Source organism: Streptomyces zagrosensis (genome assembly GCF_014203645.1).
Classification (GTDB): Bacteria; Actinomycetota; Actinomycetes; order Streptomycetales; family Streptomycetaceae; genus Streptomyces; species Streptomyces zagrosensis.
This window is the reverse complement of sequence record NZ_JACHJL010000009.1, coordinates 1-16,583: the sequence shown is the minus strand read 5'-3', so window position 1 is coordinate 16,583 and position 16,583 is coordinate 1. Positions and strand designations below refer to the sequence as shown.

The following is a 16,583-nucleotide window of genomic DNA, read 5'->3' as shown; positions in this document are numbered from 1 at the left end:
GCATGAGTGTCGCCGTCCGCAACCGCGGAAGTGAGGGCAAGTCATGTCCGTACACGATGATTTGACGGCTGTTCAGCGAAGTCTCAACGATCTGGTCCGCTGCGTCGGGCGGTTGGAACAGCAGGTCGGCTCCGATGGACTCGACATCCGCAGGGTACGTACCGACGCGGATCACCTGCGGGAAAGCGTGGCTCTGCTGCGCGCATCGGCCCCGCCAGAGCCCGCTCGCCCGAAGCGCGTGCCCATCCCCGACACCCCGTACGACGCGGCGCTATGGGTGGGCGCCGAGGACGAGGGCCTCGGCTCCCGGGAGGGTCACGCCCCCTAGTGAGTGGTGCAGAACCGGCAGGTCAGGGCCCCGGCGTTGGTGCGGCGCGCACACCGCACCGCCGCCTGGGCCGTACCTGTCCACTCGCCACCGCCCGGATCGCCCCCCGGCGCACGCCGAAGGCCCGGCCGCGGGCGCGCACGCCGCGGGCCCGCGCCCGGGCGGCGCGAGACTGGGCCATACGCCTAGGGCGCAGACCGTACGCACACAGCGCGGGCCCCGGCGCGCACGCCGCGGGCCCTGGCGCACACGCCGCGGGTCGGCGCCCCCTTCGCCTCATGTCGCCACCCACGCCTCCTCCCCCGATATCGCCAATGGCTCGGCACCCGATGAGTGCAACTCGCCGAGCGCGCACCAATTTTCTTGAGCGGATGACGTCGCCTGATGCGTGCGGTGTCGTTTGTCCCTGTGTGACCTCATGTGACCGGTCTTCCCGGTCAGCTCGTCCGTACGACCGACCCGAGCCGCTACCACGCCACCGCGGAGTCCCCCTTGGCCACAGGCACCGACCCTCATGTCCAAACGGGAGCGCACGGCGTGCACAGTGCGTCGCGCGCCGCCATCCCGGAACGCCATCTGCGTACGGACCGCTGGTGGCTGGCGCCCGCCGCGTCCGCCGCGGGACTGCTCCTGTTCATCATTTACTCGACGTGGCGGGCCTTCGCCAACGACGACTACTACGAATCGCCCTATGTGTCACCGTTCTACTCGCCGTGCCTCGCGGACAACTGCGAGCCCATGCGCGACGGCCCCAACTGGGCCCTTGTAGGTGACTGGTGGGGGATCTCACCGGCGATCATCATCCTGATCCTGCCGCTGGGCTTCCGGCTGACCTGCTACTACTACCGCAAGGCGTACTACCGCGGCTTCTGGGCCTCGCCCCCGGCGTGCGCCGTGGCCGAGCCCCGTAAGCGGTACACCGGCGAGACGCGCTTTCCGCTGATCTTGCAGAACATCCACCGTTACTTCTTCTACGCCGCGACGCTGGTGGCCTGCATCCTGACGTACGACACCGTGTTGGCCTTCCGCAACGCCGACTACGAGTGGGGCCACATGGGGCTCGGCACGCTGGTGTTCTTGGCCAACGCGGTGCTGCTGTGGACCTACACGCTTTCCTGCCACTCCTGCCGGCACATCGTCGGTGGGCGGCTCAAGCACTTCTCCAAGCACCCGGTGCGCTACCGGCTGTGGGGATGGATCGGGAAGCTCAACGCGCGCCACGCCAAGCTCGCCTGGTACTCGCTGGTCAGCGTCGCGCTCGCGGACTTCTACGTCTATCTGCTGGCGATCGGAGCCTTTGACGACCCGACCTTCTTCTGACGACCACGCACGGGACGGGTGGGGACGGCCCACGGTCCGGGTGGCGACCGCCCACAGGGCATGTGGGAACTCCGAGGCTGTGAGAGGGAAACAAAAGACATGACGCAAGTCGAACGGCAGGCGTGGGACGTCGTCGTGATCGGCGCGGGCGGTGCGGGGCTACGCGCCGCCATCGAAGCGCGCGAGCAGGGCATGCGTACCGCCGTCATCTGCAAGTCCCTGTTCGGCAAGGCTCATACGGTGATGGCCGAAGGCGGCATCGCGGCCAGCATGGGCAACGTCAACGAGGGCGACAACTGGCAGGTGCACTTCCGCGACACCATGCGCGGCGGGAAGTTCCTCAACCACTGGCGGATGGCCGAACTCCATGCGCGCGAGGCGCCGGACCGGGTGTGGGAGTTGGAGAGTTGGGGCGCGCTGTTCGACCGCACGGTTGACGGCAAGATCTCACAGCGCAACTTCGGCGGGCATGAGTATCCGCGGTTGGCCCACGTCGGCGACCGCACGGGTCTTGAGCTGATCCGCACCCTCCAGCAGAAGATCGTCGCTTTGCAGCAGGAGGACGAGCGCGAGTTCGGCGACCACGAGGCGCGGCTGAAGGTCTTCCAGGAGTGCACGGTCACCCGCGTACTCAAGGAAGCCGACCCGGCGGGCGGGCCAACGGGAGCTGGCGGCAGCGGGCGGGTGGCCGGGGTCTTCGGCTACGAGCGCGAGTCGGGCCGCTTCTTCGTCATCGAGGCGCCCTCAGTGGTGCTGGCCACCGGCGGCATCGGCAAGTCCTTCAAGGTGACGTCCAACTCCTGGGAGTACACCGGCGATGGCCATGCGTTGGCGCTGCTCGCCGGGGCGCCGCTGATCAATATGGAGTTCGTGCAGTTCCATCCGACGGGGATGGTCTGGCCGCCATCGGTGAAGGGCATTCTCGTCACCGAGTCGGTGCGTGGCGACGGAGGGGTGCTGCGCAACAGCGACGGCAAGCGCTTCATGTTCGACTACGTTCCGGACGTCTTCAAGGACAAGTACGCGCAGTCCGAGGAGGAGGGCGACCGCTGGTACGAGGACCCGGACAACAACCGCCGGCCGCCGGAGTTGCTGCCGCGTGACGAGGTGGCGCGGGCCATCAACTCAGAGGTGAAGGCGGGCCGCGGCTCACCGCACGGCGGCGTCTTCCTCGACGTGTCCACCCGGATGTCCGCCGAGACCATCAAGCGACGGCTGCCATCCATGCACCACCAGTTCAAGGAACTGGCGGACGTGGACATCACGGCCGAGCCGATGGAGGTGGGCCCGACCTGCCACTACGTGATGGGCGGCGTCGAGGTCGATCCGGACACGGCTGCGGCGACCGGCGTGCTTGGCCTGTTCGCGGCGGGCGAGGTGGCGGGCGGCATGCACGGCTCCAACCGGCTCGGCGGCAACTCGCTCTCCGACCTGCTGGTCTTCGGCCGGCGAGCGGGCCTGTACGCGGCACAGCTCGCGGCGAACACGCGGCCCGAGGACCGCCCGGTGGTCGCGGAAGCCGACGCGGCTGCGGCCGAGGCCGAGGCGCTGCTCCCGTTCAGCGCGGAGGACGTGAACGCCACCACGGCCAGCGGCCCGGTGGAGAACCCGTACACCCTGCATCAGGAACTCCAGCAAGCCATGAACGACCTGGTGGGCATCATCCGCAAGCACGAGGAGATGGCCGAGGCGCTGAACCGGCTCGCCGGATTGCGGGCGCGCGCCCGCCGGGCGGGGGTCGAGGGGCACCGGCAGTTCAACCCGGGCTGGCACCTGGCGATCGACCTACGCAACATGCTGCTCGTCAGCGAGTGCGTCGCGCGGGCGGCGCTGGAGCGCACGGAAAGCCGCGGCGGCCATACCCGCGACGACTTCCCGGCGATGGACCGGCTCTGGCGCCGGGTCAACCTCGTATGCCAGGTGGCGACCCAGCCAGAGATCGACGCGGAGCGGCCAGCGGTGCACGGCGGTGGGGTCGCGCCCGCGGACCCGGGCCTCAGTGGTCTGGTGGGCGACCAGGCCGGGCAAATTCAACTGGAGCGTCGCGAAACGCCGCCCATCAGGCCAGATCTGCTCCAGCTCTTCGAGAGGGACGAACTGGTGAAGTACCTGACGGATGAGGAGCTGAGCCAGTGAGTTATCAGGCGCACTTCAAGGTGTGGCGAGGCGATGCGGACGGCGGAGGTCTGCGCGACTTCACGGTCGAGGTCAATGAGGGGGAGGTGGTCCTCGACATCATCCACCGGCTTCAGGCCACCCAAACTCCCGACCTGGCCGTCCGGTGGAACTGCAAGGCCGGCAAGTGCGGTTCGTGCAGCGCCGAGATCAACGGCCGCCCCCGGCTGTTGTGCATGACCCGAATGTCCGTGTTCGAGCAGTCCGAAACCATCACGGTGACGCCGATGCGAGCGTTCCCGGTGGTGCGGGATCTGGTCACAGACGTCTCGTTCAACTATGCCAAGGCCCGCGAGATCCCCGCCTTCGTCCCCCCGGCCGATCTGAAGCCGGGTGAGTACCGCATGTCGCAGGAGGACGTGGGGCGCTCACAGGAGTTCCGTAAGTGCATTGAGTGCTTCCTGTGCCAGGACACCTGTCATGTGGTCCGCGACTTCGAGGAGAACAAGCCGGCGTTCGCCGGCCCCCGCTTCCTCATGCGCATCGCGGAACTCGACATGCATCCGCTGGACGCCGCCGACGAGACCGGCCTCGACCGCAAGCGCGCCGCCCAGGAGGAACACGGCCTTGGCTACTGCAACATCACCAAGTGCTGCACGGAGGTCTGCCCGGAGGGCATCAAGATCACCGACAACGCCCTGATCCCGCTGAAGGAGCGCGCCGTGGACCGCAAGTATGACCCCCTGGTGTGGCTGGGGAACAAGATCAAGCGCCGGGGCCAGTAACGGGCGTGCGCGCCGGGGGCGGGGTCGCGGGCGGGGGTCGCGGGCGGGGGTCGCGGGCGGGGGCGGGGGTCGCCGACTTCGCGCCGCGCCCCGCACCTCCGCACCCCCGCACCCCCGCACCCCCGCACCCCCGCACCTAGAACATGCTCAGCAGCGCCTCGGTGGTGTCCGCTTCGCTCGAATCGCCGTTCGGCAGAGCCAGTTCGAACCAGACCGTCTTGCCGCGCGGCGTCCGCCGGCTGCCCCAGGCCGCGCTCAGCAGGCCGACCAGTTGCAGGCCGCGCCCGCCCTCGTCCGTGTCGCGGGCCCGTCGTCTGCGTGGCTGCACCAGACCGCTGTCCCACACCTCGCATACCAGGCTTCGATCGAGCAGCAGCCGAACGCGTATCTCGCCACCTTGTTTCGCCGGCGGCACGCCCATCTCGCCGTACCGCAACGCGTTCGTCACCAGCTCGCTGACCAACAGTTCGGCCGTATCCACCAGGGAGTCAAGGCCCCACTCGCGGAGCTGGCGGCAGGCCAGTTCGCGAGCCCGGCCCACCGACCTGGGCTCACACGGCAGCCGCCAATCGCCGACCGAGCTGGCGGGCAGGCCCTGCACGCGGGCCATCAGCAAAGCCGTGTCATCCTCGCCGTGGTGGGTGTCAAGGGCGGTAAGCACATGGTCGCAGTAGCCCTCCAGCGGGCTGACGTCGGCGGCGGTGACCGGCGGATCGATCAGCGCCATACGCAGCGCCTCGATCCCCACGTCCAGCGAGTGATCGCGGGATTCGACCAGCCCGTCCGTATAGAGCGTGAGCAGCGCCCCGTCCGGGAGCTCGAACTCCTTCTCCTCAAACGGCTCGCCGCCCACCCCCAGCGGCATTCCGGCCGGCAGTTCCACCAGTCGAGGCTGCTCGCCGTGCGGGACGAGCACTGGCGGCAGATGCCCGGCGTTGGCGATGGTGCAGCGCCGGGTGACCGGGTCGTAGACGGCGTATACGCAGGTGGCCAGGTAGATCTCGGACGGGTCGGAGTCGCCGGGGCCGCCCGTGCCCCGCGCCCGCCCCGTCGCCCCGGGCGCCCGTACGGAACGGCGCGTGCCCTGCCGGACTGCCGAGCGCGTGGAGGAGCGCGTGGTGCCCGGCGCCCCAAGGCCCTGTGCGATCTCGTCCAACGCGGTCATCACCTCGGCCGGTTCCAGGTCCAGCATCGCCAATGTACGGACGGCGGTACGCAGTTCGCCCATGGCCACGGCGGCGCGCAGCCCGCGCCCCATCACATCGCCGACGACGAGCGCGGTGCGGTGCCCGGGCAACTCGATGACGTCGAACCAGTCGCCACCCACCTCCGTCGCCTCGCTGCCCGGCAGATAGCGGCAGGCGATGTCGAGGCCGGCCGCCTCCGGGTTGCCCGGCGGCAGCAGGCTGCGCTGGAGGATCAGCGCGCGCTCGTGCTCGCGCCGGTAGAGGCGGGCGTTGTCGATGGAGACGGCGGCGCGGGCGGCCAGTTCGACGGCGAGCGCAGTGTCTCGCTCCCCGAACGGCTCGCTGCCCTTCGTACGGGAGAACTGGGCAAGGCCCACCACCGTGTCCCTGGCCACCATCGGCACGGCGAGCGTGGACTGCACGACCGCCCCCAGTTCGGGGCCGCCGTCTGGGTCGATGCCGGCCTCCCGGCCGGGGATGACGCGCACCTGCGCGGTGCGTAGCGCGGTGGCGCACGGTGAGTGTGGCGCGTACTGGTGCACCTCCCCGACCTGCACCGGCCGCCGGCCCGCGCGTCCCGGACGGCCGCCGTAGGGCACGTGCGACCGTGCGTCGCCGGCCCCGTACCCACCGGGCGACCCCGACCCCGGCTCATCGCCTGCTTCCTTCTCGGCCTGCGCCGCCTTTTCCGCACCAGCCGCACCAGCCGTATCGGCTGTGCCGCGTATGTCACCTACATCGGCCGTGCGGCCCATGCCCTCTGGGCTGGCCGTGCTGGACGAGCCGCCGGTGCTGGCTGTGCTGGCTGTGCTGGCCGTGCTAGCTGTGCTAGCTGTGCCATCCATGCCGCAGGGTTCGCTGTCGTCGTAGCCGGAGAGCGCGACCGGGCCATCCGATACGGCGCTGGCGAAGGCGACCCGGCGTAGTTGTGCGCTGCCCGTCACGGGCTCACCGGCCCGGCCGCGCCCTCTGCCCGAACCGCGGGCGGCGGCCCACAGCTCCGGCGGGGCCTCGTCGCCGGCGAGCAACCCCTGATACAGATCGACCGACGCCAGGTCGCAGAATTGCGGCACGGCGACGGCCAGCAGCTCACGGGCGGTGGTCTCCAGGTCGAGCGAGGTGCCTATGCGGGCACCGGCCTCGTTCAGCAGCGCGAGATTGCGGCGGACGCCCGCCGCCTCCTGCTCCGCGCGGCGGCGGTCAGTGGTGTCGATGACCAGACCGGCCACGCCGATCGGCCGCCCCGATCCGCTATACAGCCGGTAGAACGACGCCTGCCAGCGGTGCCGGTCCGTCTCCCCGTACCGCGAGCCAATGATCTGCATGCCGGTGACCGGTACCCCGGTCTCGATCACCCGGCGCAGCGAGGCGCTGAACCGGTCGGCCTCTGCGCGCGGCAGGAAGTCGTACGGGGTGCGCCCGCGGTGCCACTCCACCGGGCGGCCGAAGGAACGGGCAAAGCACTCATTGACCCGCATCAACCGCAGGTCCATATCGGCGAAGAAGAAACCCAGCGGAGATTGACCGAAAACGGCCTGCGAGGCGGCGAGGTCCGTCTCGATTTGGCGCAGTGCGCTTACATCCACGGCGATGCACAGCGCGGAACGTTCACCCTTGTCGTTTCGGGTGGGCATCAGATAGATCTCGGCGAGTCCGTACGGCCCGTCGCCGGGGCTGCTTCGCGGGTAGCGCCCGCCCTCTCGTCCAGCGCCCCTGCTCGACGTGCGGGATTCCGCGGCGGTGCGGGGGTCGGGGATGAAGTCGGTGCGCGCGATGGGTGGGGCCGCCGCGGCGGTTTCCTTAGGGGCCTCGGGGGCCTCGGAGGCGTGCGTACGGGGGGCTGGGGCAGCGGGCTCCGGTCGCAGATAGGGGACGAGGCCGGTCCACTCGCGGCCGTCGAGCAGTTCGGCGACCTTACGGTGGCCGCGCTCGTGCAACTCGGGCGGGACGAACACCTCCACCGGGTCACGTCCTATGGCCTCGTGGGCCGGAATGCCGAGGAGTTCAGCGGCGCGTTCGCTCCACTGCTCCACACGTCCGTCAGGGCCGATGGAGAACGATGCCACCCGGATATAGTCGTAAATGGAACCCGGCGGGCTGCCCTGCCACATCGGTGCCGAAATCGGTGCTATCTCCGTTCCGTCGGGCGTCTCCGCCCCCGCTGGCATGTCGCTCACGTGCCCGTCTCCTCCGGCTCAGGTGCTAGGACCGGCCCAGAACGCCGAGTATCCAGCACCCCGGCCACTCCCTGCACGGCCTTCACGATCACAGCACGGTCTCGACGCACTCCCGTGCGAAGTAACGATCGCGAACGCTCGACAAGCCGCTCGACGGACCCAGCACGGGTCCGCTCGGGCTTGGGCGGCCCCATCGAACCCCCGTCAGCCCCCGCCGGGCCATGGCATGTCGGCCAGGGCCCCGTCGCCGCGAAATATCCCGCCTACCGCTCATTACGGCAGGCCAGACCGTTTCACAGACCGCTGCTGCCTGACTCCTCACCAGGCAGACTCGACTCTAACCAGACAGCTCACGCGCGTCCCCCACCCGTCAGGCTCCCGTTCCAGCACACGCGCCCCACACACCGTCCCAGCACCCCGGCCCCGTGCCTTGCCGTAAAGCTTCCCGGCCTTCGTCCGGCCGGGTCATACGGTGCGCTTGGGTCGCACCGCCGCCGTTTCGTCGCCTACCCGTCCGGCAGCGTTCATGCACCGCTCGGGAGCGCGAGTTCGAACCAGACCGTCTTGCCCACCGTGCCGCGCCGGGTCCCCCAGCGTCGGGACGCGCAGGCCACCAGTTGAAGGCCGCGACCCCCTTCGTCCTCGGGGGCCGCGGCCCGTTCTCTTGGCGGGTCCTTCACCGGGTCGGACACCTCGACCAATAGGGCGCGACCGCCGGAGCCGGGTAGGGGCCGGCAGTACATGCGAACACCGATCGGGCCGCTCGCGTACCGGAGCGCGTTGGTGACCAGCTCACTGACCAGCAAAACGGTCACATCGCTGATCGCTGCAAGGCCCCAGTCCGCCAATGCGTTGCGCACCAGCCCGCGGGCGCTGCGCACGGAGTCAGGCTCGGCGGAGAAGCTCCACTCGGCGAACCCCGGTGTGGAGGCCACGGCCCCTGCGCTGTCGTTCACGCCGACCACTTCCCCTGAACGCTGACGGGCCCCATTGAATTGTCCACGTTAGACGGGGTTAATCAGCACATACCCGATATTCGGGTGGGCCTATCGTCCGCGGGGAAGCACGGTGGCACGTTCGGCGTATTCTCGGCCGCCAGTACGCCTCGACCGCGCCTGCCGGCTCAGACCAGCCGGCCCGATGCCTTGAGGTCATCGAAGAGAAGCTGATCCACGGGTGGGACCAGGGGGCGGTCAGCGTAGGAGAACCAGGCCAGCTCCTCGATCTCGCTGCTCACCGTCAACGTCCCGGCGTAGTCCGCGGTGTAGCAGCTCATACGCACCACGGCGCCGCCCGGCACATCGGATGCCACGGCCTCGTAGGTACCCACGTGCACCGCGGTGTCCGGGTCAAGGAGTACGGTCAGCTCTTCCTCGATCTCGCGGAGCAGGGTCTCCCGATCGCTCTCCGCGCCCTCCCGCTTGCCACCGGGGATGTAGAAGATGCTCTTCCCCCGCGGCCGTGCGCAAAGAATCCGGCCGTCCTGCACACGCACCCATGCCACCGTGTCGATCAGGACCGCCATCACTCCGCCTTCACCGTCGGGAACTCACGTCAGGGCAGGACCCTAGCGGGGCTGCTCGTCGGGGCAGGCCATCGGGACGACCGAGCGGGACGGTTGAGCAGCATGGTTGAGCAGGACAGTTGAGCAGGACAGGCCGGCGCGGATGCCTCCGGCTTGGCCCCGCTCAGGTCTCCAGGCTGTCGATGGCCTCGGCCAGCCACTGCGTTTCCGCTGCCGCAGTGGCGCGGGCGATGCGCAGCATGCCCCGCCGGAAGAGATCGGACTCCTCCTCGGCCCGCACCGGCTCGCCATCGCGGTAGAAGAAGCTCGCCGGGGTGTCCAGGAAGGCCTGCCGGCGGCGCAGGACGGCGGCCTGCTCGGCGCGGTCAGTCAGGTGCCGCAGGAACGCGAGCAGCGTGAAGAAGCGCTGACCATCAGTGATGTCGGCTTGCTTGGGGTGGCGCAGCCGGGCCCGCAGTTCGGTGCGCCCCGCCTCGGTGAGGGTCAGGACCCGGCGGGCCGCGGCGCCGGTGCCGGGCTCGGTGCGCTGCTCGACCAGGCCGCCCTTCACCAGCCGACTGATGGCCGGATAGAGCGCACCGTCACTGACTGGGCGGATGTGGCCACTGAGGCCCTGGATGCGGTTCTTCAGTTCGTAGCCATGCAGGGGCCCCTCGCACAGGAAACCCAGAATCGACAGCTCCAGCACGCGCCGAGCCCCTTCCCGTATCGGTCCACACACTTGCCCGCTCTCCGCCCTCATGTTATCTCTATTCGCTATACCTCTAAACGAGGTACAGCGGATAGAGAGGGTGCCGTCGTGGAGGCAACGCAACACCGGCGCATGCTGATGTCACTCGCATTACCGGTCTACTGCGAACTTCTCGCAGGAGTCACGGCCGGGATCATCAACATGGTCTGGGTGGCACGGCTCGGCGGGGCCGCGGTGGGCGCGGTGGCCGTCGCCACCACGGTCGAGAACCTGCTGCTCGGTGTCATCCTCGTTGCGGGCTCGGGCACCACCGTGCTGCTCGCCCGAGCCAGTGGCGCAAGGGACCCGTTAGCGATGCGCTCCGCCGTGCGCGGCGGATGGGCCCTGTGGGCACTCCTCACGCCAATGGTCGCCATCGGCGGTTACCTGTGCCGCGAACCGCTCGCCCGCCTCGTGCTCGGCGGTGGCGACTCGCTCCCTTTGGCCACCGACTACTTCTCGATCGCGCTGCCAGGAATCGCGGTCTTCTTCGCCACCAACGTCGTGGACGGCATGCTCAAAGGCGCGGGCGACACCCGGACCCCCATGCGGCTCGCGGTGCTCGCGAACGGACTGATTCTCGTGCTGGACCCCTTGCTCATCCTCGGCTTCGACCTCGGGGTACGCGGGGCGGCGATGGCCACGGTGCTGGGTCGTACGGTCGCGCTCACTTGCGGTTTCGTGGCCCTGCGCCGCAACGACACGCTGCGGCTCGCGGCCCGAGCATCCCCCCGCCGGACCGGGTCGCTCGGCGTCGATGCCCGCAAAACGGCTGCGACCGGACTGCCCATGGCGGCCGACTTCGTCGCGCGCATGACGGGGGCGCTCGCCATCGTCGCCGTCGTCGCCCGGATCGGTGCCGGCGAGGTCGCCGCGTACGGCATCGCGACCAAGGCGATGTACGTCGCGACCATGGGCTTCTACGCGATACGCCAGGCCGCCGCCATTCGCACCGCCCAGCTACTCGGCACGGGACGCGATGAGCGGCGGGCCATCGGACGCCAGGCGCTGCTCCTCGCCGGGGCACTCGGGCTCTTGACCGCGCTGACACTGCTCGCCGCCGGTCCGTTGATCATGCGGGCCTTCGGCAGCGAGGGCGAGGTGGCCGAGGCGGGGGCGCTCTATCTGCGGTGCGTAGGCCCGTACTTGGTACTGCTCGCCTGCTTTATCGCGCTGGGCGGGGTGTTCGAAGGCAGCGGCAGCAGCCCGGCACTCGCCCGGGTCACGGTATGTGGGGTGCTACTCCAACTTCCGCTTGCATACGGTCTGTTGACATTCGGACTGCCGGGCGTGTGCCTGGCCATGGCGCTCTCCATGGCCTTGCAATGCGCAGCCATCACCGCGCTGTACCGGCGTACCGAACATCCGGTGCCCGCGGGCCATGGCGGAAGTCGCGTGAAAAGCTCCGTACCGAACCCGGCACCTCCCCACCCGGCCACTGCTTCGCCTAGTGAACCCTCGTGAGCCCCGCGGTAGTTCAACCGTGACCTCGCCGCTGACCTGCGCGCTCGGCGAGTCGCGCGGTACGGGGAGCGTTGGTGCGGACGGACGGCGTCGTGGTCAAGCGGTGCGCCGGGGCGCGGTAGAGCGTTCGACTACGTAGAGCTTGCTCGGGCCACGTGCGTGGAGCCGGTCGGCTACCTGTTCCGCCTCGCTCTTGGTGGCATACCGCCCGACGCGATAGCGGTTGCCGTTGTCGTCCTGGCGGACGACCAGCCAGGGCAGGGAGGGCTCGGGGGCGCTATCAGTCATCCCGCACCCCCTCTTGAGGCCGGCTGCACCCCGGCGCACGCTGTCGAAATCCGTTCTGGGAAACCGCGATCCGCATATGCCCGAGCCTACGCCCGACCCTTACGCAGCGGATACGAATTCTCACCAAGAGGTAGGCATCCGGCCACTCTATGGACGGTCAGCGTGACTCACGGCACTCACGGATACCTCACGCACCATCCGGCACACATCACCATAACCAGTGTGATAACGCAGCCGCCCAACCGACCGAGCGGCGAGAAAAGGGTCAACGACCCATCGGCGGGGGCGTCCGTCACCCACGGTGCTGGGTCATCGGACCGGCAGGTGGTAGGCGACCCGGTAGCGGTCTGCGGAGGTCACGACGTCGGCGGTTTCCACGGGCCGCCCGCCGGCGTAATACGTACGGGAGATGACCAAAACCGCGTGGCCGGCACAGCCGCCAAGGGCGAGCATCTCTTCGGCGAGCCCAGGGCGCGCACCGACCTCCTCGACGACGTTGTCCACCACCAGGTCGATCGCCGCCATGCGGTCCACGACACCGCGCCCGGCCAGCGGGCCCTCCTCCGGCAGCAGCACCGGCGTGCGCCCCGTGATGGCCAGTGGCTCCCAGGAGGTGGAGAGCATCGTCGGCTCATTGGCGGCCCGAAAGACATAGCGCGTGCGCATCACGCGCTGACCGGGGGTGATCAACAGACGGGCGGCGACATCGGACGTGGCCTCCTCCTGGATGCTGCTCGATTCCCAGGTGCCGCGCACGGTCTCGTCGGCCTGCTCCTGCCGGAAGGGGGTGCAGTCATCAACGGTGCGATATCCGGTGCGGATCAGGCGGCGCAGGACGGGCTGCGCACGGACGTACGTACCGGAGCCGGATCGGCCCTCCACCAGCCCCTCCGCCATGAGCACCTTGCGGGCTTCCAGGGCGACCGTGTCGGAGACTCCGTACTCCTGGCGAATGCGGGCTTGCGAAGGAAGACGGGTATGCGGCGGCAGCTCGCCGGCGACGATCTTCTGCCGGAGGTCGCCGGCCACGCGGAGATATGCGGGCTGCTCGCCAAAGGCCACGGCCCCTCCCAACAGGTCCCAGGGGGTTGACAGTCCGCATCAGCTTCGCAATCGCCTAAGAAGACCCGCAAGCTTTGGGCTACGAATCACCCGATGTGATGCATTGCTGGTCAGGAGTGGACTCCGGTCAGCTCTTCCGCTAGGTGTACGCAGGGCCCCGCCCCAAGGCATCGCGCCACGAAGGCGCCCCCGCCGCAGCGTACGCACTGCGCTGCACGCTGACCACCGGTCTCCCTCACACCGCGGGCAGTTGGGACAGGAAGGTACGCACAGCGGCGGCGAACTGGTCGGGAGCATCGACATGCACGACATGCCCGGCTGGGAGTTCGGCCAGCCGAGCCTGACCGGCCCGGCGGGCGATCATTTCCCGGGCGTGGTCCTGGGCAAGTACCTCGCTGTCCGTTCCCCGGACCAGCAGGGTCGGGCAGGTCACCGACTCCCAGTCGCTCCAGTGGTCACCGCTGAGGGCCTGGTGGGACCGCACCGTGTGATCGATGTCGAACGAGTATCCCCAGCCGTCGTCGAACTGGCGCAAGGAAGCCTCAAGATAGGGCGCCGTCGAACCGAGAGCCGCGGCCAATGCCTGGCGGGACGGCGCCTTGCCAGGTAGCTGCGTAGCGAAGGACCAGTCGGCGTTCACTTCGGCGCCAATGTCCTCGGCGATCAGGGCGGAGACCTGGCCTGCGTGCCGGGCGGCGTACTGGTAGGCGTTCACGCCGCCCAAGGAGTGGCCGAGAACCGGCACGGGACCGAGTCCCAGATGGCGATGGAAGGCCGCGATATCCGCGACGTAGTCAGCCCGCTGATAGCTCTGTGCACGGTCGGACTCACCATGTCCACGCTGGTCCAAAGCGATGACTCGCCATCGCGGCGCCAACGCCTCAGCCAGCGGGGCGAACACCGACGCCTCGTTGAGATGCCCGTGAAAAGCCAGCAGGGGAAGACCCGGACCGCCGAAATCCAGGAAGGACAAGCGCAGTTGCCCAGCTGTGAAGGACTCACGCATGGCCCGCATTCTAGCTAGGCTGGTTGACCAGCCCGGCCACAGGCTAGGCGGGCCCCCAGCCCTGCGGTCGGCGGCCTATTCCGGGCGCGGCTGCCCCGTGTGCTGAAAGAGGCTGCCGGGGATGGAGAACACGATGTCTTCCGTGGTGGTGGTCACGCTGTCGATATCGCCGTAACCCAACTCGGTGAGGCGGGCGACCAGTTCCTGTACGAGGACCTCGGGCGCGCTGGCTCCGGAGGTCACGCCCACCGTGTCCACCCCATCAAGCCAGCGCTCGTCCAGCTTGGAGACGTCGTTGACCAGGTAGGACTGGGTGCCCTGCCGGATGGCGACCTCCACCATCCGCACCGAGTTGCTGGAGTTGTCGGAGCCGACGACCAGCACCAGATCGGTTTGGGCGGCGATGTCCTTGACCGCGTTTTGCCGGTTTTGGCTGGCGTAGCAGATGTCGTCGCTGCCGGGGCCCTTGATGTGGGGGAAGCGGCGCGTGAGTTCGCCGATGATGTCCTTGGTCTCGTCCAGCGAGAGCGTGGTCTGGGTGAGGTAGGACAGTTCCACACCGGGGTCGAACTCCAGGCGCTGCGCGTCCTCGACGCTCTCCACCACGATGGTGTCCTGCGGGGCCTCACCAACAGTGCCCTCGACCTCTTCGTGGTCGGAGTGGCCGATCAACAAGATCGTCTTGCCCGCGTCCGATGAGCGGCGCGCCTCCTGGTGGACCTTGGCCACTAGCGGGCACGTCGCGTCGATCACCTTCAGCTCGCGGCTGGCCGCATTTCCACGGACGGCCGGCGATACGCCGTGTGCGGAAAAGACACAGATCGACCCTTCGGGGACCTCGTCTTCGGAATCGACGAAACGTGCGCCCAGCTTCTCCAGTTCATTCACTACATGCTGGTTGTGCACGATCTGCTTACGTACGTAAACCGGCGCTCCGTACAGCTCAAGGGCCTTCTCGACCATGCCGATCGCACGGTCCACCCCCGCACAAAATCCGCGCGGCTCGGCCATGATGATTCGCTTGCGCTGCTGCCGCGGGGACGTGAGCGTTGTGTCACTTACCGAAGGCATCGACTGCTCCCTCCAGGCATCGAAGACGTCGTAACGACTAAAAGTCTGATGTTCCCAATTCTCGCGGCGAGTGCGCGTCGGGTATATAGCAGACTCCTGTCACAAATGCCTGTCGCGCACGACACCTGGCTTTTATGACCCGCCGGAGCGCGAGCATCACCGGCATCAGGTGGCCGGGGCGAACGGCCGATGCACCGCTCGCTCGTCCAGATTCCACGGAATTGTCAGGTGAGGAAGCACCCAAACCTGGCTGGCCCTGGCACTTCAGTGCAGATGGAAGACGCGACACAGGCAATCAATTGCCATACGCGCATGCGCCACGGCGGCCGTAGCGTGGACGCCGCACCAGGGGCTCACCGTTCCCCTCCTCCTCAGCCACGAAGAACTCCCCGACCGTGGTCGGCCGTTCCACGGAATTTCGCGAGGGCAGTGCCGCCCCCGCGCCAGTAATGGAGGTGCGTTTTGAGTTCTCGCTCGCAGTCCGGGGTCAGCGCAAGCACCACGCCGCTCCTCGACCGGATCAGCGGCCCAGCGGACGTACGCCGCCTAGCGCCGCACGAGCTGACCGCCCTGTCCAGCGAGATCAGGGAGTTCCTGGTAGAGGCGGTGTCAAAGACGGGCGGGCACCTGGGGCCAAACCTAGGGGTGGTGGAGCTGACGATCGCGCTGCACCGGGTCTTTGACTCCCCGCGCGACCGGCTCCTTTGGGACACCGGCCACCAGTCGTACGTGCATAAACTGCTCACCGGCCGCAAGGACTTCACCCAACTGCGCAGCCGCGGCGGAATGTCCGGCTACCCCTCGCAAGAAGAGTCCGATCACGACGTGATCGAGAACTCCCACGCCTCGACCGCCCTGTCCTACGCGGACGGCTTCGCCAAGGCACACCGGCTGCGCGGGCTGACCGACCGGCACGTCGTCGCGGTGATCGGAGACGGGGCGCTGACCGGCGGCATGGCCTGGGAGGCGCTCAACAACATCTCCGCCACCAAGGACCTCCCGTTGGTCATCGTCGTCAACGACAACGGCCGCTCGTACGCGCCCACGCGCGGCGGGCTCGCCGAACACCTGACGACGCTGCGCACCACCCAGGGCTACGAGCGCTTCCTGGAGTGGGGCAAGGACCGGCTGCGCGGCACGCCCGTCATCGGCACCCCGCTACTCGACACCCTGCACGGCGCCAAAAAGGGCCTCAAGGACTTCGTCGCCCCCCAGGGCATGTTCGAGGACCTGGGCCTGAAGTACGTCGGCCCTGTGGACGGCCATGACCTAGTGGCGGTCGAGTCGGCGCTGCGCCGGGCGAAGGCGTTCGGCGGGCCGGTGATCGTGCACTGCATCACCCAAAAGGGCAAGGGCCACGCTCCCGCCGAACAACACGAGTTGGACCAATTCCACGCGATCGGCGCCGTATCGTCGCAGAAGAAGCCAGCGGGTCCGTCGTGGACGTCGGTGTTTTCCGATGAGATGGTGCGGGTGGGTGCGGAGCGTGAGGATGTGGTGGGGATTACGGCGGCGATGTTGCAGC

At 68.6% G+C, this 16,583-nt stretch carries 14 protein-coding genes; 6 read left to right on the top strand and 8 right to left on the bottom strand.

Translation table 11 applies throughout. From position 1 onward, the window contains the following. Window positions 1-43: 43 nt before the first annotated feature. The 4 genes from FHS42_RS18010 (at window position 44) to FHS42_RS17995 (ending at window position 4,548) form a co-directional block, all read left to right on the top strand. Window positions 44-328 (top strand): Rv0250c family protein, encoded by a 285-nt coding sequence (locus tag FHS42_RS18010; RefSeq protein ID WP_184573281.1) that lies wholly within the window; start codon window positions 44-46, stop codon window positions 326-328. A gap of 492 nt (window positions 329-820) precedes the next feature. Then, window positions 821-1,648, top strand: coding sequence for a succinate dehydrogenase subunit SdhC (sdhC, locus tag FHS42_RS18005; RefSeq protein WP_184573522.1), 828 nt, complete (start codon window positions 821-823; stop codon window positions 1,646-1,648). A 99-nt stretch (window positions 1,649-1,747) separates the two neighbouring features. Then, window positions 1,748-3,784 (top strand): fumarate reductase/succinate dehydrogenase flavoprotein subunit, encoded by a 2,037-nt coding sequence (locus tag FHS42_RS18000; protein WP_184573280.1) that lies wholly within the window; start codon window positions 1,748-1,750, stop codon window positions 3,782-3,784. After that, entirely contained in the window at window positions 3,781-4,548 is a 768-nt protein-coding gene (locus FHS42_RS17995) for a succinate dehydrogenase/fumarate reductase iron-sulfur subunit (protein WP_184573279.1), read from the top strand. The genes FHS42_RS18000 and FHS42_RS17995 overlap by 4 nt, the downstream gene beginning before the upstream one ends. Window positions 4,549-4,684: 136 nt before the next feature. Here FHS42_RS17995 and FHS42_RS17990 read toward each other — a convergent pair whose 3' ends face one another. The 4 genes from FHS42_RS17990 to FHS42_RS17975 form a co-directional block, all read right to left on the bottom strand. Beyond that, on the bottom strand, window positions 4,685-7,903 hold the full coding sequence (locus FHS42_RS17990) for a SpoIIE family protein phosphatase (RefSeq protein ID WP_246494971.1): 3,219 nt from the start codon (window positions 7,901-7,903) through the stop codon (window positions 4,685-4,687). A 533-nt stretch (window positions 7,904-8,436) separates the two neighbouring features. Beyond that, window positions 8,437-8,877 (bottom strand): ATP-binding protein, encoded by a 441-nt coding sequence (locus tag FHS42_RS17985; RefSeq protein WP_184573278.1) that lies wholly within the window; start codon window positions 8,875-8,877, stop codon window positions 8,437-8,439. Between the two features lie 158 nt (window positions 8,878-9,035). Continuing rightward, entirely contained in the window at window positions 9,036-9,437 is a 402-nt protein-coding gene (locus tag FHS42_RS17980) for an NUDIX hydrolase (RefSeq protein ID WP_184573277.1), read from the bottom strand. Window positions 9,438-9,600: 163 nt separating this feature from the next. Beyond that, entirely contained in the window at window positions 9,601-10,125 is a 525-nt protein-coding gene (locus tag FHS42_RS17975) for a PadR family transcriptional regulator (protein WP_184573276.1), read from the bottom strand. Between the two features lie 111 nt (window positions 10,126-10,236). Here FHS42_RS17975 and FHS42_RS17970 point away from each other — a divergent pair, with 111 nt between their 5' ends. Then, complete coding sequence (locus tag FHS42_RS17970) at window positions 10,237-11,631, top strand: MATE family efflux transporter (RefSeq protein WP_184573275.1); 1,395 nt, start codon at window positions 10,237-10,239, stop codon at window positions 11,629-11,631. 96 nt (window positions 11,632-11,727) lie between these two features. Here FHS42_RS17970 and FHS42_RS17965 read toward each other — a convergent pair whose 3' ends face one another. The 4 genes from FHS42_RS17965 to FHS42_RS17950 form a co-directional block, all read right to left on the bottom strand. After that, entirely contained in the window at window positions 11,728-11,919 is a 192-nt protein-coding gene (locus tag FHS42_RS17965; RefSeq protein WP_184573274.1) for an SPOR domain-containing protein, read from the bottom strand. A gap of 309 nt (window positions 11,920-12,228) precedes the next feature. Next, complete coding sequence (locus tag FHS42_RS17960) at window positions 12,229-12,981, bottom strand: GntR family transcriptional regulator (RefSeq protein ID WP_184573273.1); 753 nt, start codon at window positions 12,979-12,981, stop codon at window positions 12,229-12,231. Between the two features lie 235 nt (window positions 12,982-13,216). After that, on the bottom strand, window positions 13,217-13,987 hold the full coding sequence (locus FHS42_RS17955) for an alpha/beta fold hydrolase (RefSeq protein ID WP_312866933.1): 771 nt from the start codon (window positions 13,985-13,987) through the stop codon (window positions 13,217-13,219). Window positions 13,988-14,062: 75 nt separating this feature from the next. Then, window positions 14,063-15,058 carry a 4-hydroxy-3-methylbut-2-enyl diphosphate reductase gene (locus FHS42_RS17950; RefSeq protein ID WP_184573271.1) on the bottom strand — a complete coding sequence of 332 codons (996 nt, stop codon included), beginning with the start codon at window positions 15,056-15,058 and terminating at the stop codon, window positions 14,063-14,065. A gap of 462 nt (window positions 15,059-15,520) precedes the next feature. Here FHS42_RS17950 and FHS42_RS17945 point away from each other — a divergent pair. Next, on the top strand, window positions 15,521-16,583 hold a 1,063-nt coding region (locus tag FHS42_RS17945; protein WP_246494953.1), incomplete at its 3' end, for a 1-deoxy-D-xylulose-5-phosphate synthase N-terminal domain-containing protein.